Origin of the sequence: Leptothoe sp. LEGE 181152 (genome assembly GCF_032906605.1) — a bacterium.
Lineage (GTDB): Bacteria > Cyanobacteriota > Cyanobacteriia > Phormidesmidales > Phormidesmidaceae > Leptothoe > Leptothoe turfae.
This window is the reverse complement of the sequence record NZ_JASATU010000021.1, coordinates 18,249-38,935: the sequence shown is the minus strand read 5'-3', so window position 1 is coordinate 38,935 and position 20,687 is coordinate 18,249. Positions and strand designations below refer to the sequence as shown.

The following is a 20,687-nucleotide window of genomic DNA, read 5'->3' as shown; positions in this document are numbered from 1 at the left end:
GCGTGGTAACGCAGCTTCTAGGGAGCTTAGTGGAATGCAATACCTTCCTCAGCACATCGTCAAATCCTTGGGTTTTGTCCTGTGCTTGTTTTTAGCCAGTTGCGAAGGCAGTCAGTTGGGAGATTCATTAGAAAAGAATCTGGAGCCTGACCCACGCCTAGTGGAGGAAGAAACGGCTACGAACGAGACAGCTAGCACACCAGGGACAACTGCCACTCCAGCGGCTCCCAATGAAGCTGAACCAGCGGAGGAGGAGGCTGCAACCAGTAACCAACCTGAAGGACCGGAGTCTGAGACGCCGGTAACCCCCACATTTACCCAAACAAGCTACATCGATATTGGAGAAGCTCCAGAAGAATTGCAACAGTATATCGAGGATTTAGTGGCTCTGGATGTACTGATGCTGATTGATGTTAAGGCAGATGACAATATTGAACGCGACCCCAATGAGTTTTTGCCAAACCAAGTGATCACACGGCGGGAATATGCCCGTTGGCTGTTGGCTGTCAACAATAAGTTCTATAGCGACCAGCGCGCCAAAAAAATTCGCCCCGCTGTAGAAAGTGCTCAACCAACGTTTCAAGATGTGGGTAAAACCAATATTGATTTTGCAGCGATTCAAGGCTTGGCGGAGGCAGGGATTATCCCCAGCCCGCTGAATGGCAGCACTACGGTTGTAAAGTTTCGACCTGATGCTCCTCTAACGCGCAAAGATCTGATTCTTTGGAAAGTCCCGTTAGATACCCGAGCGGCATTACCAGCGGCTACGGCTACGGCTGTGACAGAGGCTTGGGGCTTTCAAGATGCTGGCAAAATTGAGCCTACAGTCCTCAAGGCTGTCCTGACTGACCATAGCAATGGAGAATTTGCCAATATCCGTCGAGCCCTTGGATACACCACGCTCTTCCAGCCCGATAAAGCAGTCACTCGCGCTGAGGCGGCAGCGGTGCTGTGGCGGTTTGGGAACAGCACCGAAGGTATCACCGCTACAGACGTTTTGACCTCAGCAGAAAATCAGAGGAATAGTGAGGAACAGGATATAGAGACTGCTGAATAAATACCTAGTAATGCACTTGGTAATGCAGACTTCATATATATTACCAAGTGTATTGAGATAGGGGTATGCCATCGAATGTCCCAAATCTCCAGCGGAAACAGGAACATTACAACCTTTTCCCAATACGCCCATGACATGGGAAAATGAAGCCCGTTTATTTTGTCAGGAAAAAACGTTGTGAAGGCCATTGTAATTGGTAGTGGTGGGCGTGAGCACGCCATGGCATGGACATTGTTACAGTCACCCAATGTGAGTGGAGTAGTGTGCATTCCAGGCAATGGTGGGACGGCCACATTGGCTGGCTGTAGTAATTTGGCGATGTCTGTAGATGATGTCGAGGGGATTGCGCGGTTTTCCCTGGTGCAGAATATTGGTCTGGTGGCTATTGGTCCAGAGCAACCCCTAGCAGATGGTGTAGCAGATGGCCTGAGGGCTCAGGGAATTACTGTATTTGGCCCCAATCAAGATGGGGCACAGCTGGAAGCCAGTAAGGCCTGGGCAAAAGCACTGATGCAGGAAGCGGGTATACCGACCGCAGCAAGTTCTGTGTTTGATAATGGTGAAGCGGCCACTGCCTATGTCGAGGAACAAGGGGCTCCCATTGTCATCAAGGCAGATGGATTGGCTGCGGGGAAAGGCGTGACTGTCGCCATGACTCTGGAGGAGGCTAAAGATGCGATCTCATCCATATTTAGCGGTCAGTTTGGTACAGCGGGCAAACAAGTAGTCATCGAAGAATTTCTGACAGGCCAGGAGGCATCAGTATTGGCCGTCACCGACGGCATCACCATTCGTCCCCTGATGCCTGCCCAGGACCATAAGCAGATAGGCGAAGGCGATACAGGCCCTAATACTGGCGGTATGGGTGCCTATGCGCCCACTCCTGTTGTCCCCTCTGCCCTATTGGAGCGCATTCAGGCTGAAGTGCTAGAACCGACGGTACAGGCGCTAAGAAACCGAGGCATTGACTACCGTGGCGTCGTATATGCCGGACTGATGATTACCCCCGCAGGCGACCTCAAAGTTATTGAGTTTAACTGTCGCTTTGGTGACCCTGAAACCCAGGTGGTGCTTCCCCTGTTAAATACACCCCTAGACAAGATCATGCTGGCCTGCTGTGAGCAGCGCCTAGAGGAACTTCCCCCATTTGAGTGGAAGTCTGGTTATGCGGCTTGTGTGGTGTTGGCGGCTGATGGTTATCCTGGCAAATATCCTAAGGGCATGACCATTGATGGTATCGATGCCGCTACCGATACGGGTGCCATGGTATTCCATGCGGGAACTCAGTTAGACAAAGGAACCCTCAAATCCAACGGTGGGCGCATTCTAGGGGTGACAGCATTAGGTGACACGTTTGGAGATGCGATCGCAAACGCCTATGTTGCAGCCGAAGCCATTCAGTTTGATAATGCCTACTATCGGCGAGATATCGGCCATAGGGTTAGAGATCAGTTTTAAATTACGAACGAGTTTTGAATTGTGAGCCGCTTGCCTGAGAGACTCTATCTGATGCGTATCTGCTCACCGTTCACCCAAAACTCAGCACTCAAAACTCAAAACGTCCATCCCTGCCGTTCCCTGTCCCCATGCCCCACTCCACCCGTCATTTTGGGATTCATGTCACAATACTATCGAGCGGTTTATGTAGGTTGAATGGTAGAGCTGTTTCAAACAATTCGCACTCTAATCGCTGACTGGTGGAAAGACTTTACCCTCCAGACGCGTTTAATGGCGGCGGCCACCTTGGTTGTATCTCTGATTATGAGCAGCCTCACCTTTTGGGCCGTAAATACGATCCAGCTCGATGCCCGTTTGAATGACACCCGTTTTGGGCGTGACTTAGGCTTATTGCTAGCTTCAAATACAGCCCCCTTGGTCCAATCGCAGCAGCTTGATGAGCTGGCCCTATTCTCCCGGCGGTTTATGGAGAGCACATCGAGCATTCGCTATATGCTCTATGCCAATCCAGAGGGCTATATCTTTTTTGGTATTCCCTATTCTGATTCGGCGGTGCAAAACTCTCTTACCCTCAGCCGCCGTATGCAGCTGCCAGAGAATTATGTCAAGAGTGTTGATCTGCCCATGGTGCGTCAGCATCTCACCCCTGCTGGCGAAGTCACTGATGTCTTTGTCCCACTTAAAGTCAAAGGCAATTACCTCGGTGTCCTAGCGTTAGGGATTAATCCTAATCCGACGGTGGTGGCATCTTCCCACCTCACACGTGATGTCACCATTGCTGTATTTGTGTGCATTTGGGTGATGGTGATTTTGGGAGCAGTGTTTAATGCGCTGACCATTACTCAGCCCATTAAAGAACTCTTAACCGGTGTGAAGAACATTGCTGCCGGTAACTTTAAGCAGCGGATCGATCTCTCCCGAGGTGGAGACGAGTTGGGTGAGCTAATTCAAAGCTTTAACTACATGGCAGAGCGCCTAGAGCGCTATGAAGAACAGAATATTGAAGAACTCACTGCTGAGAAAGCCAAGTTAGAGCGCCTTGTATCTACCATCGCTGACGGTGCAATTTTGATCGATGCCAACATGGAGGTGGTGCTTGCCAATACGGCAGCTAGTCGTATTTTTGGCTGGGACGCTCACCTACCACCGGACGGTAATGTGTTACAGCATCTTCCCACAGAGGTGAGGGCACAGATGACCCGCCCACTATATCAGGCTGCTAAGGGGGACTCATCTGAAAGCCAAGAATTTCGCATTGCCCTGACTGAACCTACGAGTCGTACCATTCGCGTATTACTGAACTCCGTGTTGGATCAGTCGGGTGAAACGGTTAAAGGTATTGCCCTCACAATTCAGGATATTACCCGAGAGGTTGCCTTAAATGCGGCCAAGAGCCAGTTTATTAGCAACATTTCCCATGAATTACGGACGCCGTTGTTCAACATCAAATCGTTCATTGAAACTCTCTATGAGTATGGTGATGATTTGTCTGACCGCGAGCGCCAGGAGTTTTTAGAGACCGCTAATCATGAAACTGATCGCCTGACACGTCTGGTGAATGACGTGTTAGATCTTTCACGGTTGGAGTCGAATCGTCGCTATCAGTTTTCGGCGTTGGATATTCATCAACCCATTGAACAGATCCTGCGCACCTATCAGCTCAACGCTAAGGATAAAGGAATAGAGCTGATTCAAGAAATTGAAGAAGGTCTGCCACCGGTGCGAGGCAACTACGATTTAATGTTGCAGGTGTTTGGTAACTTAGTGGGGAATGGCCTGAAGTTTTCTACAGCGGGGGGCTGTGTGGCCATTCGTGCCTATCGTGCGCCATCGGCGGTTGATCACCCAGACTTTACTGACAGTGTCCGCATCGAAATTTCCGATACCGGTATTGGCATTGCACCTGAAGATCAAGATGCAATCTTTGATCGTTTCTATCGTGTAGAAAATCGCGTTCATACGCTAGAAGGTACTGGGTTAGGCCTTTCTATCGTTAAAAACATTATTGCCAAGCACAACAGTAAGATGCGTTTAGTCAGTGAAGTGGGTATTGGTACCACCTTCTGGTTTGACTTAGCCATGTATGAGGCTCCACGCGTACAACCTAGGTCAGAGTCAGACCTAGAATCTGTTGCTAATCAAGAAGATGGAAACGCCGAAGCAGCCACGGGCAGCGAGATTTCCCCAGTAGCTGCTAAGGCCACCCCCAAGGAATCGGCTTAGCCAACCAACCAATTGATCAGCAACGGTCCAACGCCTCGTTCACGGGCCGAAAAATTGGACTGATTTAACCATTTAGTGTTCACCGGAGCAGGTTGTACTGCAAGATCATTTGCGATCGCTACACCATCCAACCCCAAAGACTGTGCATATTGTTTGAGAAATCCCTGTACATAAATTGCTTCTGGCAACTGCATCCAATTGCCAGTTTCGATGGCACGCAATTGCTTGGGTTGAATATGCGTACGTTGTGCCACCTGTAGCAATGACAGTCCTTGTTGTGTACGTACTGCTTTTAAGTATTGCCCCACTTGCTTTAACTGATGATCAGAACACTCCAGAACTTGAGACCTATCTATAACCCTAGGAAAAACGCTCATTGCTCTACATATAGATACAACACACCTGTTGGTAGTGTATTGATCCTACTTTTCTGAATCAAGCCGTTAGCTTGCTATCTTTGATACACAGACTATGGATTAAACAGTTACGCCTTCGCAGTCCACAATATTTTTTAACTTAAGACTAATTGACAAATGCTTGGTTCTAGGGAGTTTCAGCGATGGCATGAAATACTCGGCCTCAAAAAACTGCTTTTAAGTCATAAGATAGCCGCCGATAAATACGTATCAAATGTCGTCAAAACATGACAAATAATACGTATAGCCTCCGTGTAAATCACTAGATACATGAAGATCGTATATTAAACACCCTATCATTCTGCATAAAAGCACCTGTTCTTACACCATAATCAAACTAGGAGGGGAGTGGACAAGTATTCTTGTCTGCGAGGTTTGTGATGGCCTTTTTTCCCTCTTCAGTTCAACAAGTGCTACAGCGACGAGTGTCTCTGATATGGCAACAGAGACGGCTACCACAGCTAGCTAAGCGTACTTGTGAGATATATCTTGACAGCCAAAACCCTCAGGCCCAAACTCAATGCCAAGAGATTTTACAAACCCAAGTAAGACTCGATGCGAAGAGCTTACAGCGATTTTTACGCACAGATATTGGTGAATCCTTATTAGTAAGGCTAGGACAGTTAATTGAACTACCTGACGATGTAGCTGGTCGTCAGGCACTAATCCGAAAAATCACTCAAGCCGATCAGCTATCGATCATGAGCTTGCTGTATCAAATAGCCGGCAATCTTCGCACGGATCGGCTGCTGGAAACAGCACAGCAAATTGATCTCCTGTTGCAGACCACCGATAAACTGTTAGCTTTACTCAAGACACTGATGTTGCAAGAAGCAACGAAACAGACAGTGCCGGAGATTGATCCTCGGGTCCCTGGTCCCTGGGGGATACGTCAAAAAGTGCTGCGTTTACAACGGCGCTCATCTCAACCATTTCAGGTTTTTCTCTATGAACCTCTGGGAGACATTCCATATCCCGTACCCATTGTGGTCATTTCCCATGGTTTAGCAGCTAATCCCCAGACCATGACTCGTTACACTAAACATTTGGTATCCCATGGTTATCTAGTGGCTGTACCCCAGCACCCAGGCAGCGATACCCATCAGGTTCATAGCTTGCTATCGGGGCGTGTTGACGAGATATTTTCACTCCATGATTTTTTTGATCGTCCCCATGATATTAGTGCCCTTTTAGATGAGTTGGAGCGTCTAAATGAGCACGACTATGATGGCCATCTGAAGGTAACGGATGTAGGCATATTAGGCGAATCTTTTGGAGGCTACACAGCCTTAGCCTTAGCAGGGGCCACCATTGATTTTGAGGCGTTAGCCCAGCGTTGTGAGGGAATCTCTGAAAGCTTAAATGTATCCCTATTGCTCCAATGTCGAGCGTTGTCACTACCGCCCAAAGTTACACCGCTTCAGGATTCTCGCATTAGCGCTATTTTTACGGTGGATCCCATTGGTAATGGCCTATTTGGTGCAGAGGGTTTAGCGTCTGTCACCATTCCTACAGTTATTGCAACTGGCAGCAACGATAAAACAGCACCCATGGCCTTGGAACCCCTACAAATGTTTCCTCTACTGGCCAGCCAAGAACGATTTTTAGCCGTTATTCGGGGCAAGTCCCATGTGCATGATCTCAGAAAATTGTTATCTTCTCTGCAACTGACCAGCCATGACGATTTACCCAGTCTCAATTTATCCCCCCCTATTATTGACAGCTATCTGTGTGGATTGAGTGTTCTATTTTTTGATCGTTATTTGCGGCAATCGGAGACTCCTCAGGCACAGCTAACGTCCTATGCCCAAGCCATTAGTCAGCCTCCTTATGATTTACACCTCATCAGTGCAAAGTCTGATCATGCCTTACAACCTGTGCTCAATAAATTTCAGCAGCGTCTGGAACAGCTTCAATGGCAGACAATTACTGTCCAACATCAAGAGGGTCTATTCACCGCAGCAGATGGCTTAAGTCTTTACTATCAGAGCTGGTTGCCAACATCGACCGTGAAAGCAATTGTGATTTTGATTCACGGATTAGGTGGACACAGTGGTCTTTTTCAAAATGTTGTGAAAGCTCTATTGCCTGAAGGGTATGCCCTGTATGGCTATGATCTACGGGGTCACGGTCGTTCACCGGGACAGCGTGGCCATATTAATGCCTGGGCAGACTATCGAAATGATTTAGCTTACTTGCTTGCCATAGTCCAGCAACAGCATCCACTGGTGCCTTGTTTCTTATTAGGGCATAGCTTAGGTAGTATTGTCGCGTTGGACTATGAACTTAACAGCCACCTAACGGAAAGACAATCGAACAAACGTCTATATCCAAGCATTGCAGGCATCGTAGCGGCATCGCCACCCTTTGGTATCCATGCTAAAACTGACCTGCGGTTAAGAATTGGTCAACTATTATCCATGGGCTGGCCCCGATTTTCTCTTTCCCTTGGCCTCAATCACATTTTGCCATCACGCGATCGCTCGGTGGTTTTAGCCTATGCCCACGATCCGCTAAGACATCGTCGGGGGACAGCTCGTCTGGCAACAGAGTTTCTAAAAACGACAAAGACTCTATGGAGTCATCAAGAACATCTGACATCACCTATTTTGATGTTGCATGGCACTGCTGATAAAGTTGCAGATCCTAGAATCAGTCAAGTTTTTTTTCAAGACTTATCTCAAAAAGATAAGACGTTCATTAGTTATAGCGGAGCTTATCACGAACTCTATAACGAAATTAATCAAACCGAGATTATGAAAGATATTAATAGTTGGCTAGAGAGTCACATCAAAAAAGATGAGACTGTGTTCAAATAGCTATCAAATGGCGGTTTAAATATTTCTGAAATATTACGACCTTATTAAGACAACTTCATGTCTGATGGGCGATCCCACTATAATGGTGGTATTAGAAAACCAGCTAACCCAACTAGGCTACTTGAAATAGACTAAGTTCTTTACTGCGATATTGCTTGGTTAATCAGCTGGATTCTTGACTATAAGTCGCCATTTATCTGGCTGTTTTTTATTGTTATCGAATAGATTATCTCAGCTCTAGCCTGATAGTCAGCTGCGACTTTAAACCCGTTGATGACTCCTGTAACGAGTCTTTTTTATGCGTTTTTCTGTACAGAAAATACTGCTTGAAATGGGTTTAGGTGTGAGGTTTAGTCTGCTTAATGAAGGCTCGGAGTCGTTTGCCCATGGCTAAATTCAACTGTTAATGACCAAGCCATAGGCTCTACCCTTATCCACTCCTCTCTTTGCTGGGTAGAACTATAGGTCTTTGGGTGTGATTGCCCTATGCCACTGCAACGGGCGTCCCAATTGTATTGAGGAAGAGGGTTTTTAGCTCTCTTAAAAAGATGGTTGATCAATGTCCCCTTTGCTGCGCGTTGTATGTTGCGCCAGCCACTCAGGGTTCTGTACAGCTTCATCATACTATTCCTGATTTGTTAGATATGGGGTGTGCCTATGACTATGCTGCGTTGCATCAGTGGACTCCCCATGGGTGGGAGACTTATTCCTATATTGAGTTTCGTACTGCTGCTGAAGAGTTGGCGCTAGGCTTAGAGGCCGAAGGATTGACCGGTAACGAGGGTACCAGTGAGTCACACCGCATTGGCCTGCTACTAGAGAGCGATATCCATTGGGCGTTGGTGGATATGGGCAGTGCGATCGCAAATCTAGTCACCATCCCCATAGACAAAGGGCAGTCGCTATCCACCATTAGCTGGATAGTTACCGATGCCCACATTAAGGCACTAGTTGTGTCCACCTGGAAAACGTTAAAGCGCTTTTACCACCAAGCCCAGCAGGTTGATTTGATTATTGTTGTCGAGAAAGCTATACGCCCCGCCTGGGTGTTATCAAAGAGCACAATTAAAACGTTAGAAGACATTCTTCACCAGGGTCGTCAGGCCCATTCCCCAGAGGCGATTCAGGCATTGAAGCAGCGGATTCATGCCGATGATTTGGCCACCATTGTCTACAACCCCGATGCCAGTGGTCACGTTAAAGGCGCAATGTTAAGTCACAGGAACTTAACTGGCAATATCTGGGCGGCATTTAGCAGCATGCCAGGACTGAAGCCAGGTACACCGGAAGTGGCCCTATCGTTTTTACCCCTCAACCATATTTTTGCAAGGGCATTTCTCTATGGCCACTTTGCCTTTGGCCATCACATTTATTTCTCATCTCCAAAACGGGTATTTCTACATTTAGCGACCGTGAAACCCACCATATTTATTACGGTGCCACGACTGCTGGAGAAAGTTTATGAGCGAATTAATAACCTGCGACAACAGTCCCGTGGGTTAAAACACTACTGGCTGAACTGGGGCTGGCATCTGGCCCATGATGATGAGTTGGGGAGTGTAAGCTGGCGTCATTTACAGCGCTGGCTACTCAGCCATAGCGTGTTTAAGAATTTGCGTCGAGCATTTGGCGGGAATATACGCCATCTACTATGTGGTGGAGCGGCCCTACGTCCTGAGATTATGACCTTTTTTAATGGCGTTGGTATCCCGGTGAAGCAGGGCTATGGCTTAACTGAGACCAGTTCTGTGCTCAGCTACACCCGCGCGCGCTGGCTGCGCTCAGGGACTGTGGGGGCACCTATCCCCGGTGTGGAAATGCGGCTGGCGGCGGATGGTGAGGTCTTAGTCCATAGTCCCTACATCATGGTGGGGTATCACGATGATCCAGAAGCAACGGATGCAGTAATTGACGCCCATGGGTGGTTCCACACGGGAGACTTTGGAGAGTTTTCTATAGATGGCCTATTGACGCTCCAGGGATGCAAGAAAGATCTTTTCAAGTTATCCACTGGTAAGTACATCGCTCCGGCACCGATTGAGACACAGTTGAGACTGTCTCCGTTAGTGAAACAAGCTTTGCTAGTGGGACCTGGACAAAAGTTTTGTGGAGTGTTGATTGTCCCTGAAAATGAAATTCTCAAAACAACTCTTCAGGCTGGCGGGGAGATTTTGTCAAACTGGGATCTGCTATTAGAGAAATTGCTGAGTAATGTTGGAGGTCAAGCTGATGAGTTAGTACTGATGAGATCTTATTACCAAAAGCTTATTGACCAAATGAATGCTCGGTTGCCAAGTTGGTCAACCATTAAGCGGTTTGTGCTGATTTCTGAAAAGGTGGGTGTTAGGGGAAGTCGCCAACAGCTCTATAAGGCTTATGCCCAGGAAATCGATGTGCTTTATCAAGAGGTTGAGTCCTTGTGCCAGGTGTCGCCAAGGAGGTTCTCTCATTTATATCAAAGGTGGAGGCGTTTAGGGACCTTATATCATCGTGATCGGCAAACTGCTTCATGATATTTGGATTTGTTGGGTTTCAATAGACTCAACCCAACCTACAGTCTGTTTTTGGTGAGCGGTGCCCACCTTCCGTATTTCGTATTTTTAGTGGAGGGTATTTGCCCTCCGTTGACCTGCTTTTGAGGAGATCTATTATGACTTTTCTTCCTTTCAAAACGGCTGCTGTGCTGGGGGCTGGCATTATGGGTACTCAGATCGCAGCTCATTTGGCAAATGCAGGATTGCAGGTATTACTGATGGATCTACCTGCTCCGAAAGGTGATAAAAATGCAGTGGTAGAAGGGGCATTTAATAAGGCTAGAAAACTCTCCCCGCCAATTTTCTTTTCCCCTGATATGGCCCATCGGATTGAGCTCGGAAACTATCATGACCATTTTGCTCGTCTAAGCCAGGTAGATTGGGTGATTGAAGCTATAGTTGAACGTCTGGATATTAAGCAACAGCTGATGGCCCGACTAGAACAGGTAGTGCGTTCTGATGCGGTGATTTCTACCAATACCAGTGGGTTACCCATTGCTCAGATTGCGGATGGACGCTCCTTAGACTTTCGGCAACGATTTTTAGGGACTCACTTTTTTAACCCACCTCGTTATTTAAAACTGTTGGAACTAATCCCCACCGATGTAACCGATCCAACAGTGATGCAGCGAATGGAACGGTTTGGTCGTAGTTATCTAGGCAAAGGTGTTGTTCTTGCTAAAGATACCCCTAATTTCATCGCTAATCGTATTGGCTTATTTTCCACATTTCTCGGTGTTCATGCCCTAATTGACGATGGCTACTCCATTGAGGAGATTGATACTCTGACAGGCACATTAATTGGTCGTCCAAAATCGGCAACATTTAGAACAGCAGACTTGGTTGGCCTCGATACCTTACTCCATGTAGCTGAAAATATCTATCCAGCCATTCCCCATGATGAGCAAAGGGAGATGTTTAAGCTGCCGTCTTTGTTAAAAACGTTGGTGGAAACTGGTTCGCGAGGAGCTAAGTCAGGACAAGGGTTTTATAAAAAGGTAAAGCAGGATATTCTGTCAGTGAATCCTAAAACCTTTGCCTACGAAGCACCTCGCCCCCTTAACTTGCCAGGACTTGAGAATGTTGCACAGTTACCTAAACTGATCGATCGAGTCAGGGTGCTTTATACCCTGTTGGGTAGAGCGGGTGATTTCTTCCGTAAAACAACATTAGCGTTATTGAGTTATAGTGCCTGTCGTTTGCCTGAAATTGCTGATAGCCCTGCTGACGTTGACCGAGCGATGCGCTGGGGATTTGGCTGGCAAATGGGGCCATTCGAACTATGGGATGCCATTGGTTTCCATCGAGTGCTCTATGATATGCAGGCGGCAAATTTACATGTACCTGAGTGGATTAATGAAATAGCAGCTGTAGGGGAAGGACACTTTTATCGGAGTCCCCATGGCGTACCGAGCAGTCTGCTGATGGCTGATTCAGTACTTGGTCCTGTGGGGCAACAAACGGTAGAACAAGCTACAGATGAGATTCATCTGCCTTTGATTAAAACAACAAACAGTAAGATTTGGGAAACCTCAGAAGCAGCCCTGTTTGACATGCAGGACGGCGTTGCGCTCTATGAGTTTCGTTCTAAGGGGAACACCCTCAGCACGTCTGTTGTAGATGGGTTACAGACGGTGCTGCATATGTTGTCTCAAGATGATCAGTACCGGGGGCTTGTCATTGGGAATAACAGCGACCATTTCTGTGGTGGGGCCAACCTTGTGGAAATGGCAACAGCAGCTCAAACTGGCAACTGGTCAATGATTACTGATTTGTTGGTGACGTTTCAGACGTTGCTACAGCAAATTCGTTACTTCCATAAACCGATTGTGGCGGCAGTGCAGGGGCGAGCCTTGGGAGGAGGTTGTGAGTTAGTAATGGCTTGTCCCCATGTGGTCGCTGCTGCCGAGAGTTATATTGGCCTTGTCGAATTAAGTGTTGGTCTCATTCCTGGGGCAACCGGTACCACTCGTTTGGCAAAGTGGGCATCACAGCAGGCTGTGAGCATTACAGCTCAACACATTCAGCCCTGCTTGAATCATGTTTTTCAAACTGTGGCAACAGCGACTGTTGCAGGCAGCGCCTATGAGGCAATGGAGTTAGGCTTTTTGCCTGCCCATACTCACATTGTTATGAACAATGACCAGCGTCTCTATGTGGCAAAAGAAGAGGTGCTGTGCCTTGATCGGGCAGGGTATCGTCCGCCGGCCCACGACAGTTTTTGGGTGTTAGGACAACAGGGACGTGCAGTACTCGACCATATGGCTTACACCATGCAACAAGGGGGATTTGCTAGTGACTATGATCGATTCTTGGCAGGTCAACTGGCCTACATTTTGACTGGTGGTGATTTAACGGCTCCGGCAAGAGTATCTGAGGAGTATTTGCTGGGGTTAGAGCGGGAGGTGTTCTTGCCGTTGTTGCAACAGAAAAAAACCCAGGAGAGGATTATGCATTTATTGAAGACTAAGAAGCCGTTGCGGAATTGATGGTCGAGATGATTGGAATGGTTGGGTTTCGTCTTGGGCACTGTGTTGAAGGTTTAGAGTCTTGTGGATCAACCCAATCTACGTTGTCCATTGTCCCTATGGCCTGTTGCTCATTACCTGGAGAATATCATGCAAGATACTTACATTGTTGCGAGCGTACGTACAGCCGTTGGTAAGGCTCCGCGCGGTACTCTACGGCATATGCGGCCCGATGACATGGGGGCAGCAGTTGTACGCGGCGCGATCGCAAAACTCCCCAGATTGCAACCAGACCAAATCGAAGACGTCATTATGGGCTGTGCCATGCCCGAGGCAGAGCAGGGCTATAACCTGGGTCGGGTAGTGGCGCACCGGGCTGGCCTACCATCGTCAGTACCGGGCATGACGGTTAATCGGCTGTGCTCGTCAGGGTTACAGACAATTGCTATGGCACACCAGGCGATTAGCTTTGGGCAGGCGGATGTGATGGTGGCTGGAGGCGTGGAGTCCATGAGCTTGATTCCCATGGGTGGGGACCGCTGGAGCCCTAACCCAGCCATGATGGCTGAAACACCCCAGGTATATACCTCTATGGGGCTCACAGCGGAGAATGTGGCAAAGCAGTTTGAGATTTCACGGGCGGATCAAGATGTATTTGCACTGCGATCGCACCAAAACGCCATCAAAGCCATCAAGACTGGTAACTTTACCGATGAAATCATCCCCCTGACCGTCACTGACACGGTCTACCAAAATGGTGATGTCCACACCCAAACAACTCAATTCCAAGTGGATGAAGGTTACAGATCTGATACCAGCCTGGAGGCTTTGGCATTATTGCCACCTGTATTTCGGCGTGGGGGCAGCGTCACAGCCGGTAACTCCTCCCAAATGTCGGATGGGGCTGCCGCCACGATTCTGATGAGTGCTCGCCAGGTACAGGAATTGAACCTTACGCCGATGGCGCGACTGTTGGGTTTTGCGGTTGCCGGTGTACCGCCGCAGATTATGGGAATTGGGCCGGTGGAAGCGGTGCCTAAAGTGCTGAAGCAGGTGGGGCTAAGTCTGGATGACATTGGCCTAATTGAACTTAACGAGGCGTTTGCAGCCCAAAGTCTGGCGGTCATTCGTAAGTTGGGACTAAACGAGGACATAATCAATGTGAATGGCGGTGCGATCGCACTCGGCCATCCCCTCGGCTGTAGCGGTGCGAAACTTACTGCAACATTGCTCCATGAAATGCAACGTCGCCACATCCGTTATGGCATGGTCACCATGTGTGTTGGGGGTGGCATGGGTGCCGCTGGAGTGTTTGAAAATTTGTTGCTCTAATTCATAGAGAGTGACAAAACGAGACTAGGCTTGGAAAGCGCAAGGCAGCGTTTGTTGTCAATTAGACTTCAACAAAAATACAGATTCTTCTTCATGCCCTAGTCCAGTTGTGACACAAGGGGTAAATACTATGACTCTCTTGATCGTTGGTTTAATTGTTGGATTGCTTGGACTATTTGTTGTTCTGGCCTACATTAATGTGCCGATGCTGGCTTGGTTTGCCTACGCAGCATTGGTACTCGCTATCGTCCATGTGCCTTTATGGCTATGGATTCTATTTGGCCTAGTGGCCATTATTTTTAATGTGCCATTTATCCGTCAAGTAGTGATTACGGCACCCATTGCTAAAACCATCCGACTCTTTAAGTTGTTGCCAGCAATTTCAGAAACAGAACGCGCGGCTATCGAAGCAGGTACTGTCTGGGTAGATGGCGAACTGTTTTCTGGTAAACCCAACTTTAAGCGGATTTTGGCAGAGCCTTACCCGACACTGAGTCCCCATGAACAAGTGTTTATTGATGGCCCTGTGGAACAGGTGTGCCGCATGGCCACGGACTGGGAGATCCATCAGCGCAAAGATTTCCCCGATGATGTGTGGGCTTATCTAAGAAAAGAACGCTTCTTTGGCATGATGATTCCGTCAGAGTATGGCGGTTTGGGGTTTTCGAATACAGCCTATAGTGCGATCATGACCAAGCTAGCATCGCGCTCATTTACCTACACAGCGACGGTAGGCGTGACGAACTCTTTAGGGCCAGCCAAGCTGCTGCTGCGCTATGGGACTAACGAGCAAAAGCAGCGCTATTTGCCAAAACTCGCCATGGGCAACGAAATGCCTTGCTTTGCCCTAACGGAACCAACGGCTGGTTCGGATGCAGCAAGTCTGCAGTCTGGCGGTACGGTATTTAAGGGCAAAGATGGTGAGCTATATTTGCGGTTGAACTGGCAGAAGCGATACATTACGCTGGGTGCGATCGCCACCCTCATCGGCTTAGCTGTTCGTCTCCGTGACCCCGATAATCTCCTAGGCAAAGGAGTCGATGTCGGCATTACCTGTGTCCTAGTTCCTGCAAATACTCCGGGCGTTCAACTGAGCCATCGCCATGACCCCATGGGTGTACCCTTCTATAACTCTCCAATTTCTGGTCGTAATGTAGTCTTGCCTGCTAGTCAGATTATTGGTGGTGTTGAGTGCGCTGGCCAGGGTTGGGCAATGCTGATGCAGAGTCTTGCTGCTGGTCGTGGTATCAGCTTCCCAGCCACCTGTACTGGTATAGCCAAGCTCGTCTCGCGGGTAACCAGTGCCTACAGTGTTGTACGCGAACAGTTTGGGTTATCCATCGGCAAATTTGAAGGGGTAGAAGAACCCCTGGCTCGCATTGGTGGTCTCACCTATTTGATGGATGCGGCGCGTCTATATACCTGCGGTGCTGTGGACCAAGGCGAACAGCCTGCCGTGGTCTCTGCCATTGCTAAGTATCAGTTTACTGAGCTGTCCCGCCACATTATCAATGACGGCATGGACATTCTCGGTGGTGCTGGAATCTGTCGCGGACCTCGCAATCTGTTGGCCAATATTTATACAGCAACACCGATTCCCATTACGGTTGAAGGAGCGAATATTATCACCCGCAGTTTGATGATTTATGGTCAAGGAGCGATCCGTTGTCATGGTTATATTGTCAATGAAATTGACGCTTTAGAAGACAACAACATTGCAGCCTTTGACCATGCATTTTGGCGACATGTGGGGCTTGTTTTACGAAATCTCACCCGTGCAAAAGTCTTAGGTTGGACCCATGGCCATGGGGTGAAACCTCCCGTTCGAGGAGAAACGGCGAGATATTATCAAAAGTTGGCTTGGGCTTCGGCCACATTTGCAGCTCTATCGGATCTTGCCATGCTCACCTACGGTGGTCGACTCAAGCGTCACGAGAAAATTACAGGTCGTTTTGCCGATATGCTTTCTTGGATGTATTTAGCGACAGCCACACTCAGACGGTTTGAGGCAGAAGGGCGTCGTGAAGACGATTTACCCCTGGTTCACTGGGCGATGCACCATAGCCTTGGGCAGATTCAGCAAGCATTAGAAGGACTATTGGTAAATCTGAAGATTCCTGTTTTGGGTGGTCTGATGCGAGCCACAACGTTACCCTGGTTCCGGTTAAATCCCATTGGTGTGATTCCCACCGATGCCCAAGGCCATGCTGTAGCTCAATTACTGCAATCTCCTGATGGACGCAAGCACATTACTAAAGGATTGTATGTACCCATTGAGGCAGAACAGGCACTCGGTCGACTAGAGCGTGCTTACCAGCTTTCCATTGTGGCAATGCCAATCTTTAAAAAAATCAAAACGGCACTACGCCATGGTCAGCTGAAGATTACACCACCTGTGGGTCGTGTGGAAGCGGCACTGCGAGCTGGGCTGATTACAGGCGCAGAATCTGACTTGGCCACAACGACAGAACAGGCACAGTTGGATGCTATTCAAGTAGATGCGTTTACCTTGGCCGAGTATCAGCACATTGGCAAAGACTATATTGCAGAGGGAATAACAGACCTATGAGAGTAAAGCTGTGCATATCTAGACCTACGGGCCTATCGATCACTAGTACTCTGTGGCGTAAGTGTGTCCATTATTAAATGTGGATGTGATACCGAACCCTCAATGGCATTTCTTTAACAAATGTCTCATAGTCAAGGCTGTTGAGCCGTTCGTAAATTGTCTTAAGAGCTCTGTATCAAACGATAAGAAACAATGATTCCGGCTCATCACCTGAAGGATAGATATCGATGAAGTGTTTACGCTGTCAAACAGAGATGAAGTATCTTAAGACCTATAGATTTGACTCTCAAAATCAAAATAGGGGATTTCTAGGCACTCTTTTAGATGTTGAAGAGCATCTGATTTTTGATGTTCATATCTGTCCTCGCTGTAAGCATTCAGAATTCTTTTACAAGGGAGCACCCATATGGGTTGATGACTCTAATTAACCAGAACGCCCATGGTTCGATAGGTGAGGGTACAAGCGTTCTGCTGAAGTAGCTACAAAACTGAGGACAGATACAAGGTCCTACTATCCTGAATCTTGCGTCGACAAACGTCCATCTTCCATGTAAATGATACGGTCGGCAATGTCTAAAATACGATTGTCGTGAGTGACTAGTAGAATTGTACAGCCCTGCTCTTTAGCTAAGTTGTGCATAATGTCTACCACATCTCGGCCTGATTTCTTATCTAAGGCAGCTGTCGGTTCGTCAGCCAACACGATCTTAGGATGGCTGACTAGCGCACGCGCGATCGCAACTCGTTGTTTTTGTCCACCCGATAAATCAGCAGGATAGTAATCGGTCCTCTCTTCTAGCCCAACCTGCTTCAGCATCTCTGCGGCTCGATGATGCCTGGCTTGTTTAGTAACTCTTCCCTGCACTTCCAGGCCCATTTGCACATTTTCCAGTGCAGTCAGGCTACCATGCAGGTTATGGGCTTGAAATATATAACCATTATTGCGCCGCGCTTTAACTAGAGCCTGCCCACTGGCCTGGCATAACTCATGTCCTATGACTTGTAGGCTCCCGGATTGCGCCGAGCGTAAGCCACCAATCAGGGTGAGCAGCGTGGTTTTTCCAGAACCAGAGGGACCCGTCATAATCACAATTTCTCCAGCTGCAATGTCTAAATTGATGTCAAACAAGGCTTGTTTGCGCAGTTGCCCAGAGCCAAAATAATGGTCTAACTTGTGAACAGAAATAGCAGGTGCAGTCGTCATAGGTCTGTGAAAGAGAAATAGAGACGGAGATGGAGATTAACGGGTAGGGGCTGTGCCTTGTGCCAGCCCTCCAACACCAGGCTAGAAAATATCGGCAGGATCAGCCGCTTGGAGACGACGGGTTGCGATCGCACCGGAAACATTACACATCACCAGCGTCAGCAAAAACACCACAAACGTTCGACTCACAGGCATCGCAATCGGCAACGCCGTCGCTGTAGCCGTCAGACTATAGGCACCAAGGGCAATAGCTAAGCTGGGGAAAAATCCTAGAAATGAGAGAATCAAGGCTTCTTCAAAAACAACACCGAGAAGATAGCTATTGCGATAGCCCATGGCCTTAAAGGTGGCATACTCAGCCAGATGACTATTCACATCTGTGGAAAGCACCTGATAGACAATCACCACTCCCACAATAAAACCCATGGTCGTTCCGAGACCAAACACAAACCCAATGGGAGAGTTAGCCTGAATCTCATTTAACTCAAAGTCAATATAGCCATCATGGGTTAACACCATGACATCTTCCGGCAGACGAGCTATGAGTTGTTCTCTCACTTGTTCAGGGTCATAGGCGGGATCGACATTGATCAACCCTAAACTGACAGTGCCTGCTTCACGCCTAGGAAACAATCGTAAAAAATTTTGACCGCTGGTGATCAAGGCCCCATCATCAGAAAAGGATGCGCCTACGGTGAACAACCCTGAAACCGTTACCGTATTCACACCCACCTCAGTTGTGGCCAATTGTCCTGCTTGCACTTTGGCAATCATCGCTTGATAATCACCCCGCGACGCCTGATCAAAGAGAACATGATACGGCATTCGAGTCTCCGAAATTTTGGCATTCACCTCAGGAATATCAAAGGCAGGGCGATGGGGATTTTGCCCAACAATCATCATGGAGGTTTTCTTACGGGTTTGAGGATTACGCCACTCTACAGAGCCCACATAAAGAGCATCGGCAGCAACAACCCCCGGTACATCCTGTGCTTGATATAACCGTCGACGAGGAATAGTACGCAATTGTCCAAAATTCTTGGCCTGGGTACTAATCAGGACAATATCTGACTGAAGAGACCGAGGGTATTGGGTGTTGGTTTTATAGAGCGCATCTGAAAACCCTAACTGCATAAAAATCAGCACATCGGCAAAGGTGATACCGGCGATCGCAGTTAGCAATCTCATTGGGTCGTGTTTTAATTGCAACAACCCTAGGGGCGTTCGTTCTTGGAGAGATTTAATAATTTGGAGAGGGTTCATGGGACCAATAGAGGTGGGAGCACCCCGTGTAGAGACGTTCCATGGAATATCTCTACACGGGAATATGGGAACGAGGATCTATTGAATTTGAATGGCGGCGGTGACCTGCAAATTTGTTAACGTTGCCACCGTCTCACCATCAGGGTCATCGAGTTGAATATGAACCTCTACGACCTTGGCATCAATATTGGCCGCCGGATCTTCATTGACCACCTGTTGCGATTCCACCTGAAGACCAATTCGTTGAACCGTTCCCTGTAGAACATCGTCAATAGTAGGCGTCGTAATCTCCACCCGCTGACCAGGATTTACCTTGGCAATATCATCCTGGTACACCTCAGCAACCACCATCATTTGCTGGGTATGGCCCAGGGTGGCAATCCCTTCATCACCGATGGTTTCTCCCGAGCGAGTATGAATTTTCAGTACTTGTCCGTCGCGGGGAGAGCGCACATAAGCCTGATCAAGGTTGGCTTGCGCTTCAGCCACGCCTGCGATCGCAGATTGCACGTCCGCCTCAGCTGCATCCACATCCACCGGACGCACCTCTGCAATCCGGTCGAGGGTGGCACGGGCCTGGGTAATTTGCTCCTGACCTGCTGACTCAATTCGTCCTAGAGAAGCTTGAGCTTCCTGAAGCTGGCGTTGGGCTGTGGTGTAAGTCAGCTGTTTAGCATCGCGCTGGGACGCCGAGACCGCCCCCTGCTGATATAGCGACCCATAGCGCTGGGCCTCAATTTGAGCATGTTGCACTTCAGCATCCAGGCGAGCAACCGTCGCTCGCTGGGCACTGATATTACCAGCCTGGTCAGCCTCAAGCCGAGCGATTTCTGCCACTTGCGCCTGCAATTCGCCAGTTTGGGCACCCGCCTCAACTTGGGCCAGCTGAGCGCGGGCAATTTGCACTTGTTGCTCAGCTTTTTGCAACGCGGCTTGCATGCGATCGCGATTATCCAATATCGCAATGACCTGCCCCGCCTCCACAACATCACCCTCTTTCACCAGTAGCTCCTGAATCCGACTCTCCTGGGCAGAAGTAGGGGCTGTCAGATCAATCGTTTCACCGTCTGGCTCCAAACGACCTAGAGCGGTCACTGATGTGATTTCAGGCAGCACAGCCACCTGCTCTTCACGCTGATTCAGGACCTGAGCACTACGCCAAGCCGTAACGCCCACTACGCCTAAAACGGCGACACCCACAATCAACCACCACTGACGGCTTACAGCTATTTTTTGGGGATTTATCAGATTGAGATTCATGAGCTTACGCAACTCGCTATACTTTTATCTTACTAAACGGTTTAGTAAAGTCAATAAAAATCAAAACGGTTTAGTAAAATGAGA

12 protein-coding genes are annotated in these 20,687 nt (G+C 48.4%); 8 read left to right on the top strand and 4 right to left on the bottom strand.

Going from position 1 to position 20,687, the window contains the following annotated elements; genetic code table 11:
* The first annotated feature begins 34 nt into the window (after positions 1-34).
* The 3 genes from QGP82_RS13165 to nblS all read left to right on the top strand — a co-directional run bounded on the left by QGP82_RS13165 (position 35) and on the right by nblS (position 4,738).
* Positions 35-1,057, top strand: coding sequence for an S-layer homology domain-containing protein (locus QGP82_RS13165; protein ID WP_499059572.1), 1,023 nt, complete (start codon positions 35-37; stop codon positions 1,055-1,057).
* Positions 1,058-1,234: 177 nt separating this feature from the next.
* Entirely contained in the window at positions 1,235-2,515 is a 1,281-nt protein-coding gene (gene purD / locus QGP82_RS13160; protein WP_499059570.1) for a phosphoribosylamine--glycine ligase, read from the top strand.
* Between the two features lie 195 nt (positions 2,516-2,710).
* Positions 2,711-4,738 carry a two-component system sensor histidine kinase NblS gene (gene nblS, locus QGP82_RS13155; RefSeq protein ID WP_163697457.1) on the top strand — a complete coding sequence of 676 codons (2,028 nt, stop codon included), beginning with the start codon at positions 2,711-2,713 and terminating at the stop codon, positions 4,736-4,738.
* Here nblS and QGP82_RS13150 read toward each other — a convergent pair.
* Entirely contained in the window at positions 4,735-5,115 is a 381-nt protein-coding gene (locus QGP82_RS13150) for a helix-turn-helix domain-containing protein (RefSeq protein ID WP_163661041.1), read from the bottom strand. The genes nblS and QGP82_RS13150 overlap by 4 nt on opposite strands.
* Before the next feature lie 419 nt (positions 5,116-5,534).
* Between QGP82_RS13150 and QGP82_RS13145 the strand changes: the two genes are divergently transcribed.
* The 5 genes from QGP82_RS13145 to QGP82_RS13125 all read left to right on the top strand — a co-directional run bounded on the left by QGP82_RS13145 (position 5,535) and on the right by QGP82_RS13125 (position 16,876).
* Entirely contained in the window at positions 5,535-7,973 is a 2,439-nt protein-coding gene (locus tag QGP82_RS13145; RefSeq protein WP_499059568.1) for an alpha/beta fold hydrolase, read from the top strand.
* Positions 7,974-8,521: 548 nt separating this feature from the next.
* Complete coding sequence (locus QGP82_RS13140) at positions 8,522-10,486, top strand: AMP-dependent synthetase/ligase (RefSeq protein ID WP_499059566.1); 1,965 nt, start codon at positions 8,522-8,524, stop codon at positions 10,484-10,486.
* 137 nt (positions 10,487-10,623) lie between these two features.
* Complete coding sequence (locus tag QGP82_RS13135) at positions 10,624-12,996, top strand: 3-hydroxyacyl-CoA dehydrogenase/enoyl-CoA hydratase family protein (protein WP_499059564.1); 2,373 nt, start codon at positions 10,624-10,626, stop codon at positions 12,994-12,996.
* Positions 12,997-13,125: 129 nt separating this feature from the next.
* A complete protein-coding gene (locus tag QGP82_RS13130; RefSeq protein WP_499059562.1) occupies positions 13,126-14,307 on the top strand; it encodes an acetyl-CoA C-acyltransferase in 1,182 nt (393 codons plus the stop codon).
* A 130-nt stretch (positions 14,308-14,437) separates the two neighbouring features.
* Positions 14,438-16,876, top strand: a complete 2,439-nt coding sequence (locus tag QGP82_RS13125) for an acyl-CoA dehydrogenase (protein WP_499059561.1) — start codon at positions 14,438-14,440, stop codon at positions 16,874-16,876.
* A 511-nt stretch (positions 16,877-17,387) separates the two neighbouring features.
* Here QGP82_RS13125 and QGP82_RS13120 read toward each other — a convergent pair.
* The 3 genes from QGP82_RS13120 to QGP82_RS13110 all read right to left on the bottom strand — a co-directional run bounded on the left by QGP82_RS13120 (position 17,388) and on the right by QGP82_RS13110 (position 20,603).
* Complete coding sequence (locus tag QGP82_RS13120) at positions 17,388-18,080, bottom strand: DevA family ABC transporter ATP-binding protein (protein ID WP_499059559.1); 693 nt, start codon at positions 18,078-18,080, stop codon at positions 17,388-17,390.
* An 81-nt stretch (positions 18,081-18,161) separates the two neighbouring features.
* Complete coding sequence (gene devC, locus QGP82_RS13115) at positions 18,162-19,343, bottom strand: ABC transporter permease DevC (RefSeq protein WP_499059557.1); 1,182 nt, start codon at positions 19,341-19,343, stop codon at positions 18,162-18,164.
* A gap of 78 nt (positions 19,344-19,421) precedes the next feature.
* A complete protein-coding gene (locus tag QGP82_RS13110) occupies positions 19,422-20,603 on the bottom strand; it encodes an ABC exporter membrane fusion protein (RefSeq protein ID WP_499059555.1) in 1,182 nt (393 codons plus the stop codon).
* Between the last annotated feature and the right edge of the window lie 84 nt (positions 20,604-20,687).